Source organism: Pseudomonas capeferrum (assembly GCF_013523055.1).
Taxonomy (GTDB): domain Bacteria; phylum Pseudomonadota; class Gammaproteobacteria; order Pseudomonadales; family Pseudomonadaceae; genus Aquipseudomonas; species Aquipseudomonas capeferrum_A.
Window position 1 is genome coordinate 19,647 of record NZ_JAAMQM010000034.1, and the last position, 15,170, is coordinate 34,816.

Consider the following 15,170-nt stretch of genomic DNA (forward strand, 5'->3'; position numbering starts at 1 on the left):
TTGACCCATGTTCAAGTATATTGGCGACATCGTTAAGGGCACCGGCACCCAGCTGCGCAGCCTGGCGATGGTGTTCTCCCACGGGTTCCGCAAACGCGACACCCTGCAATACCCGGAAGAAGCCGTTTACCTGCCACCGCGTTACCGTGGCCGTATCGTCCTTACCCGCGACCCCGACGGAGAAGAGCGCTGCGTGGCCTGCAACCTGTGTGCGGTGGCCTGCCCGGTCGGCTGCATCTCCTTGCAGAAGGCAGAGACCGAAGACGGACGCTGGTACCCCGAGTTCTTCCGCATCAACTTCTCGCGCTGCATCTTCTGCGGCTTGTGCGAGGAAGCGTGCCCGACGACCGCGATCCAGCTCACCCCGGACTTCGAAATGGCCGAGTTCAAGCGTCAGGACCTGGTGTACGAGAAGGAGGATCTGTTGATCTCCGGACCCGGCAAGAACCCTGACTACAACTTCTACCGTGTCGCGGGCATGGCGATCGCCGGCAAGCCCAAAGGCGCCGCGCAGAACGAAGCCGAGCCGATCAACGTGAAGAGCTTGCTCCCATAAGGACAGAAAGATGGAATTCGCTTTCTACTTCGCATCCGGTGTTGCCGTGCTGTCCACCCTCAGGGTGATCACCGGCACCAACCCCGTGCACGCCCTGCTCTACCTGATCATCTCCTTGATCGCCGTGGCGATGACATTCTTCGCCCTCGGTGCGCCGTTCGCCGGCGCCCTGGAAGTGATCGCCTACGCCGGTGCCATCATGGTGCTGTTCGTCTTCGTGGTGATGATGCTCAACCTGGGGCCGGCTTCGGTCGCTCAGGAACGTGGCTGGCTCAAGCCAGGCATCTGGGCAGGTCCCGTGGTCCTGACCACGCTGCTGCTGCTCGAACTGCTGTACGTGCTGTTCGTCGCGCCGAGCGGGGCCGCCATCAGCGGCACCACGATCGACGCCAAGGCCGTCGGCATCAGCCTGTTCGGTCCTTACCTGCTGGTGGTCGAACTGGCCTCGATGCTGCTGCTCGCCGCAGCAGTGACGGCATTCCACCTCGGCCGCAACGAGGCGAAGGAGTAATCACATGCCTGCAATCCCTCTAGAGCACGGCCTGGCCGTCGCCGGCATCCTGTTCTGCCTCGGCCTTGTCGGCCTGATGGTCCGCCGCAACATCCTCTTCGTGCTGATGAGCCTGGAAATCATGATGAACGCCTCTGCCCTGGCGTTCATCGTTGCCGGCAGCCGCTGGGTGCAACCCGACGGTCAGGTCATGTTCATCCTGGTCATCAGCCTGGCGGCCGCAGAGGCCAGTATCGGCCTGGCGATCCTGATGCAGCTGTATCGCCGCTTCCACACTCTCGACATCGATGCTGCCAGTGAGATGCGCGGATGAACCTACTCTTTCTGACTTTCGTCTTTCCCCTGCTCGGGTTCCTGCTGCTGTCGTTCTCCCGCGGGCGCTTCTCGGAGAACCTCAGCGCGCTGATCGGTGTCGGTTCCGTCGGTCTCTCGGCTGCGGTATCTGCCTATGTGATCTGGCAGTTCAACGTCGCCCCGCCGGAAGGTGGCGCCTATAGCCAGCTGCTGTGGCAGTGGATGTCGGTGGACGGCTTCGCACCGAACTTCACCCTGTACCTGGACGGCCTGTCGGTCACCATGCTCGGCGTGGTCACCGGCGTAGGCTTCCTGATCCACCTGTTCGCCTCCTGGTACATGCGTGGCGAGGCCGGCTACTCGCGGTTCTTCTCCTACACCAACCTGTTCATCGCCAGCATGCTGTTCCTGATCCTGGGCGATAACCTGCTGTTCATCTACTTCGGCTGGGAAGGCGTGGGGCTGTGCTCTTATCTGTTGATCGGGTTCTACTACAGCAATCGCAACAACGGTAACGCAGCGCTCAAGGCGTTCATCGTTACCCGCATCGGCGACGTGTTCCTGGCCATCGGCCTGTTCATCCTGTTCGTCCAGCTGGGTACCCTGAATGTGCAGGAACTGCTGGTGCTGGCACCGCAGAAATTCCAGGCAGGGGATACCTGGATGGTCCTGGCGACCTTGATGCTGCTGGGTGGCGCGGTCGGCAAGTCGGCCCAGTTGCCGCTGCAGACCTGGCTGGCCGATGCGATGGCGGGCCCTACCCCGGTTTCGGCACTGATCCACGCCGCAACCATGGTCACCGCCGGCGTCTACCTGATCGCCCGTACCCACGGCCTGTTCCTGCTGGCCCCGGACATCCTGCACCTGGTCGGTATCGTCGGCGCGGTGACCTTGGTCCTGGCCGGCTTCGCGGCCCTGGTCCAGACCGACATCAAGCGCATCCTCGCCTACTCGACCATGAGCCAGATCGGCTACATGTTCCTGGCCTTGGGCGTTGGCGCCTGGGATGGCGCGATCTTCCACCTGATGACCCACGCCTTCTTCAAGGCGCTGCTGTTCCTTGCCTCGGGCGCGGTGATCGTCGCCTGCCACCACGAGCAGAACATCTTCAAGATGGGCGGCCTGTGGAAAAAGCTGCCGCTGGCCTACGCCAGCTTCGTGGTCGGTGGTGCCGCCCTGGCCGCCCTGCCGATCCTGACAGCCGGCTTCTACTCCAAGGACGAGATCCTCTGGGAAGCCTTCGCCAGCGGCCACAGCTACCTGCTGTACGCCGGCCTGGTCGGTGCCTTCATGACCTCGCTGTACACCTTCCGCCTGATCTTCATCGCCTTCCACGGCGAAGCCAAGACCGAAGCCCATGCCGGCCATGGCATTTCGCACTGGCTGCCGTTGGGCGTGCTGATCGTGCTGTCGACCTTCGTCGGTGCCTGGATCCATCCGCCACTGGCCGGTGTCCTGCCACAGAGCGTCGGCCACGCGGGCGGCGAAGCCAAGCACAGCCTGGAAATCGCCTCCGGCGCCATCGCCATCGCCGGTATCCTGCTGGCGGCGATGCTGTTCCTCGGCCAACGTCGCCTGGTCACCCGGATCGCCGAAAGCGGCATTGGCCGTCTGCTGTCGGCCTGGTGGTTCGCCGCCTGGGGCTTCGACTGGATCTACGACAAGCTGTTCGTCAAACCTTACCTGCTGATCAGCCACCTCCTGCGCAAGGATCCGGTTGACCGCAGCATCGGCCTCATTCCTCGGATGGCCCGTGGCGGACACGTCGCCATGAGCAAGACCGAGACCGGCCAGCTGCGCTGGTACACCGCTTCGATCGCCGTGGGTGCCGTGCTGGTGCTCGGCGCCGTAGTGATGGCAGCGGTATGACTATGAACCTTGCGACTTTGCGAAAGGAATTGAGCCCGTCATGATTTTGCCTTGGCTGATCCTGATCCCCTTCATCGGCGGCCTTCTGTGCTGGCTGGGCGAGCGCTTCGGCGCCACCCTGCCACGCTGGATCGCGTTGCTGACCATGTCCCTGCTGCTCGGTATCGGCCTCTGGCTGTGGGCAACCGGCGACTACACCCTGGCCCCTGCTCCGGGCGCCACTCCCAACTGGGCCTTGGAATTCAAGGTCATGTGGATCAAGCGTTTCGGCATCAGCCTGCACCTGGCCCTCGACGGCCTGTCGCTGCTGATGATCCTGCTCACCGGCCTGCTCGGCGTGCTGTCGGTGCTGTGCTCGTGGAAAGAGATCCAGCGCCACGTCGGCTTCTTCCACCTCAACCTGATGTGGATCCTCGGCGGCGTGGTCGGTGTGTTCCTGGCCCTGGACCTGTTCCTGTTCTTCTTCTTCTGGGAAATGATGCTGGTGCCGATGTATTTCCTCATCGCGCTCTGGGGTCACAGCTCCTCGGACGGCAAGAAGACCCGGATCTACGCCGCGACCAAGTTCTTCATCTTCACCCAGGCCAGCGGCCTAATCATGCTGGTGGCGATCCTTGGCCTGGTGCTGGTCAACTACAGCAACACCGGGATCATCACCTTCAACTATGCCGACCTGCTCAAGGCGGAGCTGCCCTCCGGTACCGAGTACCTGCTGATGCTCGGCTTCTTCATCGCCTTCGCGGTGAAGCTGCCGGTGGTGCCGTTCCACTCCTGGCTGCCCGATGCGCATGCCCAGGCCCCGACAGCGGGCTCGGTCGACCTCGCCGGTATCCTGCTCAAGACGGCGGCCTACGGCCTGTTGCGCTTTGCCCTGCCGCTGTTCCCCAACGCGTCGGCCGAGTTCGCGCCGATCGCCATGACCCTGGGCCTGATCGGCATCTTCTACGGCGCCTTCCTGGCATTCGCGCAGACCGACATCAAGCGTCTGATCGCCTTCTCCAGCGTCTCGCACATGGGCTTCGTGCTGATCGGGATCTACTCCGGCAGCCAGCAGGCCCTGCAAGGGGCGGTGATCCAGATGCTCGCCCATGGCCTGTCGGCCGCCGCGCTGTTCATCCTCAGCGGACAGCTGTACGAACGCCTGCATACCCGTGACATGCGCGAGATGGGTGGCCTGTGGCACCGCATCGCCTACCTGCCGGCCATCAGCCTGTTCTTCGCCGCGGCGTCGCTGGGCCTGCCAGGCACCGGCAACTTCGTCGGCGAATTCCTGATCCTGCTCGGCAGCTTCGCCAGCGTTCCATGGATCACGGTGGTCGCCACCACCGGCCTGGTGTTCGGTTCGGTGTACTCGCTGATCATGATCCACCGTGCCTACTTCGGTCCGGCCAAGGCCGACACCGTGCTGGCCGGAATGGATAATCGCGAGCTGCTCATGGTCCTGGGCCTGGCGGTCCTGCTGATCCTGCTGGGCGTCTACCCGCAGCCGTTCCTGGACACCTCTGCGGCCACCATGAGTGGTGTGCAGCAGTGGCTCGGTTCCGCTTTCACTCAACTCGCTTCGGCCCGGTAAGAGCGCTATGGAATTCACCACTCAACACTTTATCGCGCTGGCGCCGATCCTGATCACCACCCTCACCACGGTCGTGGTGATGCTGGCGATCGCCTGGCGCCGTAACCATTCCCAGACCTTCCTGCTGTCCACCGTGGGCCTCAACCTGGCCCTGCTGTCGATCATCCCGGCGCTCAAGGTCGCGCCGATCGCCGTCACGCCGTTGTTGACCATCGACAACTTCGCCTGCCTGTACATGGCGCTGATCCTGGTCGCCACCCTGGCGTGCGTGACCCTGGCGCACGCCTACCTGGGTGACGGCGCCACGGGCTATCCAGGCAACCGCGAGGAGTTGTACCTGCTGCTGCTGATGTCCGCCCTGGGCGGCCTGGTGCTGGTCAGCGCGCAACACCTGGCCGGGCTGTTCATCGGCCTGGAGCTGCTCTCGGTGCCGGTATACGGTTTGATCGCCTATGCCTTCTTCAACAAACGCTCGCTCGAGGCCGGCATCAAGTACATGGTCCTCTCGGCGGCCGGCTCCGCGTTCCTCCTGTTCGGCATGGCGCTGCTGTACGCCGATGCGGGCAGCCTGAGCTTCGATGGCATTGGCAAGGCACTGGCCAGCACCGGCATGCCTACCCTGCTGGCCCAGCTGGGCCTGGGCATGATGCTGGTCGGCCTGGCGTTCAAGCTGTCGCTGGTGCCCTTCCATCTGTGGACCCCGGACGTCTACGAGGGCGCCCCGGCGCCGGTCGCCGCGTTCCTGGCCACGGCCAGCAAGGTCGCGGTATTCGCCGTGGTGGTCCGCCTGTTCATGCTCTCCCCCGTCGCCAGCAGCGGCGTACTGAGCAATGTCTTGGCGGTCATCGCGGTGGCATCGATCCTGATCGGTAACCTGCTGGCGTTGACCCAGAGCAACCTCAAGCGTCTGCTGGGCTACTCGTCCATCGCGCACTTCGGCTATCTGCTGATTGCCCTGGTGGCAAGCAAGGGCCTGGCGAACGAAGCCATCGGCGTCTACCTGGTCACCTACGTGATCACCAGCCTCGGCGCCTTCGGCGTGATCACCCTGATGTCCTCGCCATACAATGGCCGTGACGCCGATGCCTTGTACGAATACCGCGGCCTGTTCTGGCGTCGTCCGTACCTGACCGCTGTCCTCACCGTGATGATGCTGTCCCTGGCGGGCATTCCGCTGACGGCAGGCTTCATCGGCAAGTTCTACATCATTGCCACCGGTGTCGAATCGCAACTGTGGTGGCTGGTCGGGGCCCTGGTGATCGGTAGCGCCATCGGCGTCTACTACTACCTGCGTGTCATGGTCACCCTGTACCTGATCGAACCCAACCTGCGTCGCCATGATGCTCCGCTGAAATGGGAACAGCGCACCGGCGGCGTGATGCTGCTGGCCATCGCCATCCTGGCTTTCGTCCTGGGCATCTATCCGCAGCCGCTGCTGGAGCTGGTGCAACAGGCGGGTCTGCAATTGGTCGGTTGATCGACTTGTGTGAAAAAGACACCCCGCCATGCGGGGTGTTTTTTTGCGTGTCCAAAAGTCGTGCCAGCCAGGCCCACGCGGCTTCCAGGCTAGGGTTGCCTAGTGTTCGGCTTGGGTTCCGGTGCCAATGCCGCGCGACGCAGTTCGCCATTGGCCGACGGCAGGTGCACCTCCGGATTGGGCATTCCGCTGGGAGACAACTCATGGGTCATCTCGAACTCGGCACGCACGGACCAGCCGCAGGCCTCCGTTGTGCATTGCAGATAGGCGATCCGCAGGAAAATGTGACGCCCCTCGCTGGTGCGGATGCGCATTCGGCTGTTGCAATGCGGACATACCAATTTGTATGTGCTCACGCGCGCCTCCCGCCTATAAACTCTCTCTTCACGTCGCTAATAGCCCCGCAACTCAGCGCTATCGAAACGGAATGGTGTAATCCTGTTTGGCGATCCATGTAGGATTTAATCCGTTGTCTTACAGTGTTTTTCTTCATAATCGTTCCCATACGACTAACGCTGAGTGATACTTAGTCGGTCTACTCAAAATGAGTATTTTACGCCTAATAAATGTATCAAAACCAGACAGGGAAATTGTTAATGAGTAATCTCCTACTTGTCGCCGTCTTGAGTCGGCTGAAGCTTGTTACAGCTTCTGATACAGATGCAGCGCTTTCCAAGGCGCTTGGCGTAAGCCCTCAGACGTTGAGCAGTTGGAAAGTGCGCAACAGCATACCCTACTCATTATGCGTAGACTTGGCGGCACGACAGGGGATTTCACTCGATTGGCTTCTGATGGGCGAAGGTCCGCAGCTGCGGCAGGCCGACATCCCTGCCCAGCATCAGGCTTGGGAGCAGCAGCACCTGGCCCAGTTGCGCAGCCTGAACCCAGGCGACCTGCAAGTCATCCTCGCCAGCGTCCAGGACAAACTGCGTCTGGATCAGCTGGAGCGGCAGGTGGACGAACTCACCCGTCACCTTGGCGCCAGCACCTAACCGCGCCGCCAGCGTTGGAGAATGTCCCTGAGGTCCGTCGCATCGAGCCAGAGCATGACCTTGATGCTGATCGGTATCACGACCACTGCCGCGACGAAGGCCGCCACGCCACTGGACAGAAACGGCGCAAGCGACAGCATCAGCGGCGTGAACAGATAACCCACTCCCGCAGCCAGGAACAGTGAACCCACTCGCTGCCACGCCTTGAGCTGCTGCCTGGAGCTGGTCACCAGCCAGGCCCGCAAGCGACGTCGCGAACTACTGATCAGCCAGGCGCCCAATATCGCGCCGAACAACGCATTGCCATCGAACCCTGCGTAATCGACCATTCCATGGACGGCAGTCAGCGCATCGGAGTTGGCAGATGTCATCGTCCTCATAGCGTCTCACCTTCGGTCACCCACGCCTGTCTTTCACCCCCCAGCACGCCGCTGGACAGTGTTCGCCCGACACAGGCTTCGACTTGGCGCAGGTAGCACGTGGACAAGGCTCTTCCCTGCTCATGCCCCTCCAGATCGCTCAAGCACCGGTAGCCGCGAGCGCGCAGGCTCCTGCGCCAACAGGCAAATTCACTGGCTGCCTTTATTGCCGCGGCGCGCGCCGCCACCTCCAGTCGGGTATCGCTGACGCTGTCGTTCAGCCCAAGGCGTGCCCGCAGGCTCGACAGGTCGATGCGCGGCCAGAAAGGATCGTCACTGCTCAGGATCTTTCCGGTTGCCGAGCGAGTCGTGGTTTCGAGATTATCGTGCATGGTATCCGTTCCTCAGGTCGTTTCCGCAAAACCGGTTATTGATCACTCAACAGGCCATAGCGCAGCGCCTTGATCACGGCGGCGACACGCGTGGTCACGGCGAATTTGCGCAGAATGTTGCCAACGTGGAAATTCACAGTGGACTCCTTGCACTCCAGAATCTGGCCGATCTCCCAAGAGGTCTTGCCATAGGCGCACCACAACAGGACCTGCTGCTCTCGAGGTGTCAGGGCGATAGGGGCATCCACGTCAGTGTTGAGGTCATGCTTAACGCTCGATGTCATGCTTGTTTTCCGTACCGTGGAGGGGTCAGCAAGAGCGCGGCTCTTGATGGGTATATGAGCACCTTACGGAACAGCGCCACGCGACCTCCACCCAGGCGACCTGTAAAACGCCTTGTTACAAACCCTTCAAGCCATGCATCGCCACCTGTGCGCTTTTCATGCGTGCTCCAAACGCCAGTTCGAGCGTCTACTTGATCCACTTCGCAAGCCTTGCTCCCTGGAGTCGTTCGATGCGTCCGGTTTTATCCTGCCCTACCCTTCTTGGTCTGTTGGGAATCCTTACCGCCAGCACCTCGTCACTGGCCGCCACGCCGATCGAGCTGGGTCAGGTACTGATCGAGGATCAGCGGCAGGGCGAACTTGAAGCGGCACGCGATGCTCTGCACCAGGTACCAGGCGCCAGCAACGTGGTGGACATGCAGGGAGTTGGGCAAGGACGCGTCGCCAGCAACCAGGACGTGCTGGCCTATCAGCCAGGCGTTTTTGCCCAGTCGGCCGGCAACGATGGCATCAAGCTGTCGATCCGCGGCTCGGGCATCAACCGGGCACCGGGTGCGCATGGCTCAGGGGTCTACACGATGTTCGACGGCCTGCCGCTGACCGGCCCCGGCGGCACGCCGTACGAGCTTTTCGAACCGCTCTGGTTGAGCCGTGCCGAGGTCCTGCGCGGCGCCAACGGCTTTGACCAGGGCGCCCTGGCCCTGGGTGGCGCGATCAATTACGTGACCCATACCGGCTACGATGCCGCGCCGCTGCAGCTGCGCTACGAGATGGGCAGCCGTGGCTATGCCCGCCGCCAGATCAGTTCCGGCCAGGTACTGGGTGACCTGGATTACTATGTCGCGGCGACCGATGCCGAATACGACGGGTATCAGGAGCACAGCAGCGGCCAGGCCAAGGGGATCGCCGCGAACATCGGTTATCGCTTCAATCCCAATCTGGAGACGCGCTTCTACCTGCGCTACCGGGAGACCGACAACGACCTGGCCGGGCGCCTGACCCGGGAGCAGATCCGCCATGACCCGCGCGCCGCCAACCCGGTCTACCTGCGTCGTGACGCCAGTCGCCCGCAGCCGGGCAGCACTTGGCTGGCCAACAAGACCACTTTTTATCTGGACGATGATTCGCGCCTGGAAGCCGGACTGGTGTACCACGACTACCCGATGGACCTGCGCGAGGGCGCGAACCGGTTGAAGGTGGCTTATACCGATGTCAGCGGTACGCTCAACTACATGCGTCGTGACACGCTGTTCGGCCATCAGAGCAAGACAACGCTTGGCTGGCGCACCACCAAGCACTTGCCCAACACGGGCGCCTCCGAGTTCGTGCGTGTCCCGGAAGCGGGCAACCGCAACCAGCCCATCGGCACCCGCACCCGTGACTTCAGCTATCAAGGGTCGGACAGCGTGGTGCACATCGGCAATGACCTGGAGCTGATCCCAGATCTGTGGCTGACCACCGGGCTGGCGATGATCTATACCCGCCGGGAAAGCGCCGTGACCTACCCACTCGGCGGCGGCAAGGTCAGCCAGCACGACTGGGACTATGCGCCACGACTCGGCCTGCGCTACGACCTGAATCCGCAACTGCAGGTGTATGGCAACCTCAGCCGCTCGGTGGAACCGCCTCATCCGTGGTCGCTGATCTGGAGTTCGCCCGCGGTCAACGGGCTGCAGACCCAGCCCATCGAGATGCGGAACCAGACCGCCACCACTCTGGAGCTCGGTGCCCGAGGCGACGCGGCGCTAGGTCATTGGGACCTGGCCTGGTACTACTCCAGGGTACGGCATGAATTGCTGGCCGTGGAAATCGTACCGGGCAACCCAGCGGCGGAATTCAATGCCAGCGCCACCGTGCATCAGGGCATCGAGGCCGGCCTGGACAGCCTGCTCTGGGAGCGGGCCGACCTCGGCAAGCTGTCGCTACGCCAGGCCTACACCTTCAGCGATTTCCATTATCGCGACGATGCCCAGTTTGGGAACAACCGTCTGCCGGGCATCCCCATGCACTACTACCAGGCCGAGCTGCGCTTCGACCTGCCCAACGGCCTGTATGCCGGACTCAACACCCAGATGGGGTCCAAGGTCATGGTCGACTATGCCAACAGCATGCATGCCGATCCTTATGCCCTGCTCGGCGCGCGCCTGGGCTATGACTCGCCGAAGCAGGACTGGCAGACCTGGCTCGACCTGCGCAACCTGACCAACAAGCGTTATGCCGCCACGGTGTCACCGGGCTACAACGATGCCGGGCAGGACATCGCCCGCTCCACGCCTGGCGAAGGCTTCGGCGTCTATGCCGGCGTGTCCTACAGCTTCCGTTAGGACGGCAGCTGCACCTGCTGCTTGCTCTCGGCCAGGATCGCCCAGCTGGAAATGAACAGCGCGGCGATCAATGGCCCGATGACGAAGCCATTGAGACCGAACACGGCCAGGCCGCCCAGGGTGGATACGAGGATCAAGTAGTCGGGCATGCGGGTATCCTTGCCCACCAGGATGGGCCTGAGGACATTGTCGACCAGGCCGATCACCAGGACGCCGAAGGCCGTCAACACCACGCTCTGCCAGATCGCGCCCGTGGTAACGAAGTACACGGCCACCGGTCCCCAGACAATGCCGGCCCCCACGGCGGGCAGCAGCGAGAGAAACGCCATCAATACCGCCCAGACCAGTGCGCTGGGAATATCCAGGACCCAGAAGATGAACCCGCCCAAGGCGCCCTGAGTGATGGCCACTACCAGGTTGCCCTTGACGGTGGCACGTACCACCCGGCTGAACTTGAGCTGCAATCGACGCTTCTGTTGCTCCGGCAGCGGTATGGCCAGGCGCACCTTGCGCGCCGTCTCGGGGCCTTCGCGCAGAAAGAAGAACAGCAGGTAAAGCATGATGCCGAAGCTCACCAGGAAATCGAACGTTCCCTGGCCGAAACTGAATGCCTGGGTGGCGAAGAACTGGCTGCCCTGCATGGCCCAGCTGGAGATCTTGTCGCGCAGACCGTCCAGATTGCCCATGCCCATGTTGTCCAGGCCGTTCTGGGCGAAGGTCGGGAGCATTTCCTTGCCCCGCTCGAGATAGCCCGCCAGGTCCAGCTGACCGCTTTCGAGACGCTGGTAGAGCATGGCGCCTTCCTGCACCAGCAGCGCACTGATGACGATGACCGGAAGAATGGCGATCAGCAGGCAGACCAGCAGCGTGGTGCCGGCGGCCAGGTTGCGTCGGCGGCCCAGACGCACCACCAGATCGCGTTGCATCGGCGCGAACAGGATGCCCAGGATGACCGCCCAGAACACAGCCCCGTAGTACGGCAGCAGGATCCAGATGAAAGCGATGGTGACCAGCGCCAGGAGTACAGCCAGGGCTTTGTTTTGCAGAGCGGTTTCGTTCATGAAGATTCCTCGTGGGCTCAGGACCTTAGTGCGTCCGGCACAGGTAAAAGTGCCATCACTGAATTGATCCGGATCAATGTCGAACGCGCGGTTTTTTTCTAGCATCCGCGCCTTTTGCCCTGGTGCATTCATGACCCCTCTCGCCAAGCCTGAACTGCTGGCTCCCGCCGGCAGCCTCAAGACCCTGCAATACGCATTCGCCTACGGTGCCGACGCGGTATATGCCGGCCAACCGCGCTACAGCCTGCGAGTGCGCAACAACGATTTCGACCATGCCACCCTGGCGATGGGCATCGCCCAGGCCCACGCCTTGGGCAAGCGCTTCTACGTAGTCGTCAACATCGCCCCGCACAATGCCAAGCTCAAGACCTTCCTCAAGGACCTGGCGCCCGTGATCGACATGGCGCCGGACGCGTTGATCATGTCGGATCCCGGCCTGATCATGCTGGTCCGTCAGCATTTCCCGCAGATGCCGATCCACCTGTCCGTCCAGGCCAATACGGTCAACTGGGCCAGTGTCGAGTTCTGGCGCGGCCAGGGGCTGACGCGGATCATCCTGTCGCGCGAGCTGTCGCTGGAAGAGATCGAGGAGATTCGCCGGCAGGTCCCGCAAATGGAGCTGGAGGTATTCGTCCACGGTGCGCTGTGCATGGCCTACTCCGGCCGCTGCCTGCTCTCGGGCTACCTCAACCGTCGCGACGCCAACCAGGGCTCGTGCACCAACGCCTGCCGCTGGCAGTACCAGGCCAGCCCGGCCACCGAAAATGCCACGGGCGACATCGTCCAGGTAGTGGAGCCGACCCTGGGCAGCGGCGCCTCCACCGAACAGGTCTTCCTGCTCCGGGAAAGCCAGCGTCCCGATGAGCAGATGCCTGCGTTCGAAGACGAGCACGGGACCTACATCATGAATGCCAAGGACCTGCGCGCCATCCAGCATGTCGAGCGGCTGACCCGCATGGGCGTGCACTCACTGAAAATCGAAGGCCGGACCAAGTCGCACTTCTACTGCGCCCGCGCCGTCCAGGCCTACCGCAAGGCCATCGACGACGCCGTGGCCGGAAAGGCTTTCGACCGAAGCCTGATGCGCGACCTCGAATCCCTGGCGCAGCGAGGCTATACCGAAGGCTTCCTGCGACGGCATGTCCACGATGAATACCAGAACTACCAGCGCGGGAATTCGGTATCCGAGCGGCAGCAGTTCGTGGGCGAGCTGACGGGCGAGCGGATCGACGGCCTGGCCGAGGTCAGGGTGAAGAACCGCTTCGCCGTGGGGGACCACCTCGAGCTGATGACGCCCCAGGGCAACTATCACTTCGACCTGCACCGGTTGCGTAACCGGCACCAGCAGCCGATCCAGGTCGCGCCCGGGGATGGTCACCTGGTGTACCTGCCGATCCCCGAGCAGGTGACGCTGGACCATGGCCTGCTGATGCGGGACCTGGAAAGTCACGAGTCCGCCATCTGACCGGCTGCCGTCGGAGCTCGGTTGCGCTATCCTGCGCGCACCTAGCCGAGGAAATTCCACATGCGTAAGCCGATCACGACCCTTGCCCTGCTGGCCCTGGCCAGCCTGGCCCAGGCCGCCGAGACCATCGATGTCTACCGCGACCCCAATTGCGGATGCTGCAAGCAATGGATTGCCCACCTGCGCGACCATGGTTTCCAGGTGAACGATCATGTCGAGCCCAACATGAGCGCGGTCAAGCAGCGCCTGGGCGTGGCACCGCGCCTGGCCTCCTGTCATACCGGGGTGATCGACGGCAAGTTCGTCGAAGGACATGTACCTGCCGAGCAGGTCCGCCTGCTGGTCAAGCGCGACGATCTTGAGGGGGTGGCCGTGCCCGGCATGCCCATGGGCTCGCCAGGGATGGAGATGGGCGACCACAAGGATGCCTACCAGGTGATCGGCCTGACCCGCGACGGTAAGGACGAAGTGGTGGCCGAATACTGAAGCGCCGCCGATGTTGAGCCTGTGGGCGCTTTTTTTCAGTGCCTTCGGCGCCGCCACCTTGTTGCCGTTGCAGTCCGAAGCCGTGCTGGCAGGTCTGTTGCTGCGCCAGCCGGAAGCCTTGTTCACGCTGCTGCTGGTAGCCACCTTGGGCAACGTACTGGGCTCGATCATCAACTGGCTGCTGGGACGCGCGCTGGAGCGATTTCGCGAGCGCCGCTGGTTCCCTTTCAGCAAAGCCCAACTGGCGCGCGCTCAGCAGCGCTACCAGCGCTGGGGTCAATGGTCGCTGCTATTGAGCTGGATGCCGGTGATCGGTGACCCGCTGACGCTGATCGCCGGCATCCTGCGCGAGCCATTCTGGCGTTTCGTCCTGTTGGTGACCCTGGCAAAAGCTGGGCGCTACCTGGCGGTGGCATGGATTACCCTCGGCTGGTTTCAACACGGTTGGTAACACCTTCCGGATTTCGGCGGCTCCATGGGCTGCTAGAGTCGCTTTTTCCTACAAGGCCTTACATGGAGTGCCCTTATGCTGCGCGCAACCACCCTGGCCCTGGCTTGCCTTGTCGGCAGCTCTGCCCTCGCCGACCAGGCGCCTACCTATGGCAAACAGCTCGAAGGCTTCAGTTACCCTCACCCCCTCAAGCATTTCGACTTTTCGTCCCAAGGCCAGAAACTGCAGATGGGCTACATGGATGTACCGGCAAGCGGCAAGGCCAACGGTCGCAGCGTGGTGCTGATGCATGGCAAGAACTTCTGCGCGGCGACCTGGGAAACGACCATCGACGCCCTGACGCACGCGGGCTACCGAGTCATCGCCCCTGACCAGATCGGCTTCTGCACCTCCAGCAAGCCAGATCATTATCAATACAGCTTCCAGCAACTGGCGGTGAACACTCAGGCGCTGCTCGACAGCCTCGGGGCTGGGAAAGTCATCGTCCTCGGTCATTCCACCGGCGGCATGCTCGCCACTCGCTACGCCCTGATGTACCCCCAGCAGGTCGAGCGCCTGACCATGGTCAATCCGATCGGCCTGGAAGACTGGAAAGCCCTCGGGGTGCCCTATCGCAGCATTGACCAGTGGTACCAGCGCGAGCTCAAGGTGGATGCCGAGGGCGTGCGCAATTACGAGCGCAACACTTATTATGCCGGGCGCTGGAAGCCGGAATACGAACGCTGGGTGCAGATGCTGGTGGGGCTGAACAAGGGGCCGGGGCACCAGGCGGTGGCGTGGAACTCGGCGTTGATCTACGACATGATCTTCACCCAGCCAGTGGTCCATGAGTTCAAGGACCTGAAGATGCCGACCCTGCTGCTGGTCGGGGACCAGGACACTACGGCCATCGGCAGCGATATTGCGTCACCCGAGGTCAAGGCACGGTTGGGCCAGTACAAAGTGCTCGGCCCTCAGACGGCCAAGCTGATACCACAGAGCCAATTGGTCACCTTCGAGGGGCTGGGACATGCGCCCCAGATCGAGGAACCGCAGCGCTTCCACAAGGAGCTGATCGACTGGCTGGAGCGCTGACG

General features: G+C 62.6%; 17 protein-coding genes. 12 read left to right on the forward strand and 5 right to left on the reverse strand.

Going from position 1 to position 15,170, the window contains the following annotated elements:
• The first annotated feature begins 7 nt into the window (after positions 1–7).
• The 6 genes from nuoI to nuoN are packed head-to-tail and all read left to right on the forward strand — an operon-like array spanning position 8 to position 6,280.
• Positions 8–556: an NADH-quinone oxidoreductase subunit NuoI gene (nuoI, locus tag G7009_RS26195; RefSeq protein ID WP_039602697.1), complete on the forward strand. Its 549-nt coding sequence runs from the start codon at positions 8–10 to the stop codon at positions 554–556.
• A 10-nt stretch (positions 557–566) separates the two neighbouring features.
• A complete protein-coding gene (gene nuoJ / locus G7009_RS26200) occupies positions 567–1,067 on the forward strand; it encodes an NADH-quinone oxidoreductase subunit J (protein ID WP_181133178.1) in 501 nt (166 codons plus the stop codon).
• A gap of 4 nt (positions 1,068–1,071) precedes the next feature.
• Positions 1,072–1,380 (forward strand): NADH-quinone oxidoreductase subunit NuoK, encoded by a 309-nt coding sequence (gene nuoK / locus G7009_RS26205; protein WP_181133179.1) that lies wholly within the window; start codon positions 1,072–1,074, stop codon positions 1,378–1,380.
• Positions 1,377–3,230 carry an NADH-quinone oxidoreductase subunit L gene (gene nuoL, locus G7009_RS26210; protein WP_181133180.1) on the forward strand — a complete coding sequence of 618 codons (1,854 nt, stop codon included), beginning with the start codon at positions 1,377–1,379 and terminating at the stop codon, positions 3,228–3,230. Before nuoK ends, nuoL begins: the two co-directional genes overlap by 4 nt.
• 40 nt (positions 3,231–3,270) lie before the next feature.
• Positions 3,271–4,803: an NADH-quinone oxidoreductase subunit M gene (gene nuoM, locus G7009_RS26215; protein WP_181133181.1), complete on the forward strand. Its 1,533-nt coding sequence runs from the start codon at positions 3,271–3,273 to the stop codon at positions 4,801–4,803.
• A 7-nt stretch (positions 4,804–4,810) separates the two neighbouring features.
• Positions 4,811–6,280 (forward strand): NADH-quinone oxidoreductase subunit NuoN, encoded by a 1,470-nt coding sequence (nuoN, locus tag G7009_RS26220; RefSeq protein ID WP_181133182.1) that lies wholly within the window; start codon positions 4,811–4,813, stop codon positions 6,278–6,280.
• A gap of 89 nt (positions 6,281–6,369) precedes the next feature.
• Here the strand turns inward: nuoN and G7009_RS26225 are convergent, their stop codons facing one another.
• Complete coding sequence (locus tag G7009_RS26225) at positions 6,370–6,636, reverse strand: ogr/Delta-like zinc finger family protein (protein WP_181133183.1); 267 nt, start codon at positions 6,634–6,636, stop codon at positions 6,370–6,372.
• Positions 6,637–6,876: 240 nt separating this feature from the next.
• Between G7009_RS26225 and G7009_RS26230 the strand changes: the two genes are divergently transcribed.
• Entirely contained in the window at positions 6,877–7,272 is a 396-nt protein-coding gene (locus tag G7009_RS26230; RefSeq protein WP_181133184.1) for a helix-turn-helix domain-containing protein, read from the forward strand.
• On the opposite strand, the gene G7009_RS26235 is transcribed toward G7009_RS26230, so the two are convergent.
• The 3 genes from G7009_RS26235 to G7009_RS26245 are packed head-to-tail and all read right to left on the reverse strand — an operon-like array spanning position 7,269 to position 8,307.
• Entirely contained in the window at positions 7,269–7,643 is a 375-nt protein-coding gene (locus tag G7009_RS26235) for a hypothetical protein (protein ID WP_181133205.1), read from the reverse strand. The genes G7009_RS26230 and G7009_RS26235 overlap by 4 nt on opposite strands.
• Positions 7,644–7,648: 5 nt before the next feature.
• Positions 7,649–8,023, reverse strand: coding sequence for a head completion/stabilization protein (locus G7009_RS26240; RefSeq protein WP_181133185.1), 375 nt, complete (start codon positions 8,021–8,023; stop codon positions 7,649–7,651).
• Positions 8,024–8,058: 35 nt separating this feature from the next.
• Positions 8,059–8,307: a helix-turn-helix domain-containing protein gene (locus tag G7009_RS26245; protein WP_181133186.1), complete on the reverse strand. Its 249-nt coding sequence runs from the start codon at positions 8,305–8,307 to the stop codon at positions 8,059–8,061.
• A 230-nt stretch (positions 8,308–8,537) separates the two neighbouring features.
• Here G7009_RS26245 and G7009_RS26250 point away from each other — a divergent pair, with 230 nt between their 5' ends.
• On the forward strand, positions 8,538–10,631 hold the full coding sequence (locus G7009_RS26250) for a TonB-dependent receptor family protein (RefSeq protein WP_181133187.1): 2,094 nt from the start codon (positions 8,538–8,540) through the stop codon (positions 10,629–10,631).
• Here G7009_RS26250 and G7009_RS26255 read toward each other — a convergent pair.
• On the reverse strand, positions 10,628–11,692 hold the full coding sequence (locus G7009_RS26255) for an AI-2E family transporter (protein ID WP_181133188.1): 1,065 nt from the start codon (positions 11,690–11,692) through the stop codon (positions 10,628–10,630). The genes G7009_RS26250 and G7009_RS26255 overlap by 4 nt on opposite strands.
• Before the next feature lie 130 nt (positions 11,693–11,822).
• Between G7009_RS26255 and trhP the strand changes: the two genes are divergently transcribed.
• The 4 genes from trhP (at position 11,823) to G7009_RS26275 (ending at position 15,168) form a co-directional block, all read left to right on the forward strand.
• Positions 11,823–13,157 carry a prephenate-dependent tRNA uridine(34) hydroxylase TrhP gene (gene trhP, locus G7009_RS26260; RefSeq protein ID WP_181133189.1) on the forward strand — a complete coding sequence of 445 codons (1,335 nt, stop codon included), beginning with the start codon at positions 11,823–11,825 and terminating at the stop codon, positions 13,155–13,157.
• Between the two features lie 60 nt (positions 13,158–13,217).
• Positions 13,218–13,643, forward strand: coding sequence for a DUF411 domain-containing protein (locus tag G7009_RS26265; protein WP_181133190.1), 426 nt, complete (start codon positions 13,218–13,220; stop codon positions 13,641–13,643).
• Between the two features lie 10 nt (positions 13,644–13,653).
• Positions 13,654–14,094: a YqaA family protein gene (locus G7009_RS26270; RefSeq protein ID WP_181133191.1), complete on the forward strand. Its 441-nt coding sequence runs from the start codon at positions 13,654–13,656 to the stop codon at positions 14,092–14,094.
• Positions 14,095–14,169: 75 nt separating this feature from the next.
• Positions 14,170–15,168 carry an alpha/beta fold hydrolase gene (locus tag G7009_RS26275; protein WP_181133192.1) on the forward strand — a complete coding sequence of 333 codons (999 nt, stop codon included), beginning with the start codon at positions 14,170–14,172 and terminating at the stop codon, positions 15,166–15,168.
• The last annotated feature ends 2 nt before the right edge of the window (positions 15,169–15,170 follow it).

Coding starts and splice junctions, on each gene's coding strand:
- G7009_RS26255 (WP_181133188.1), bottom strand. CDS start 11,692: ATGAACGAAACCGCTCTGCAAAACAAAGCCCTGGCTGTACTCCTGGCG.
- G7009_RS26265 (WP_181133190.1), top strand. CDS start 13,218: ATGCGTAAGCCGATCACGACCCTTGCCCTGCTGGCCCTGGCCAGCCTG.
- G7009_RS26245 (WP_181133186.1), bottom strand. CDS start 8,307: ATGACATCGAGCGTTAAGCATGACCTCAACACTGACGTGGATGCCCCT.
- nuoM (WP_181133181.1), top strand. CDS start 3,271: ATGATTTTGCCTTGGCTGATCCTGATCCCCTTCATCGGCGGCCTTCTG.
- trhP (WP_181133189.1), top strand. CDS start 11,823: ATGACCCCTCTCGCCAAGCCTGAACTGCTGGCTCCCGCCGGCAGCCTC.
- nuoI (WP_039602697.1), top strand. CDS start 8: ATGTTCAAGTATATTGGCGACATCGTTAAGGGCACCGGCACCCAGCTG.
- G7009_RS26275 (WP_181133192.1), top strand. CDS start 14,170: ATGCTGCGCGCAACCACCCTGGCCCTGGCTTGCCTTGTCGGCAGCTCT.
- G7009_RS26230 (WP_181133184.1), top strand. CDS start 6,877: ATGAGTAATCTCCTACTTGTCGCCGTCTTGAGTCGGCTGAAGCTTGTT.
- G7009_RS26270 (WP_181133191.1), top strand. CDS start 13,654: ATGTTGAGCCTGTGGGCGCTTTTTTTCAGTGCCTTCGGCGCCGCCACC.
- nuoN (WP_181133182.1), top strand. CDS start 4,811: ATGGAATTCACCACTCAACACTTTATCGCGCTGGCGCCGATCCTGATC.
- nuoL (WP_181133180.1), top strand. CDS start 1,377: ATGAACCTACTCTTTCTGACTTTCGTCTTTCCCCTGCTCGGGTTCCTG.
- nuoK (WP_181133179.1), top strand. CDS start 1,072: ATGCCTGCAATCCCTCTAGAGCACGGCCTGGCCGTCGCCGGCATCCTG.
- G7009_RS26250 (WP_181133187.1), top strand. CDS start 8,538: ATGCGTCCGGTTTTATCCTGCCCTACCCTTCTTGGTCTGTTGGGAATC.
- nuoJ (WP_181133178.1), top strand. CDS start 567: ATGGAATTCGCTTTCTACTTCGCATCCGGTGTTGCCGTGCTGTCCACC.
- G7009_RS26240 (WP_181133185.1), bottom strand. CDS start 8,023: ATGCACGATAATCTCGAAACCACGACTCGCTCGGCAACCGGAAAGATC.
- G7009_RS26235 (WP_181133205.1), bottom strand. CDS start 7,643: ATGACATCTGCCAACTCCGATGCGCTGACTGCCGTCCATGGAATGGTC.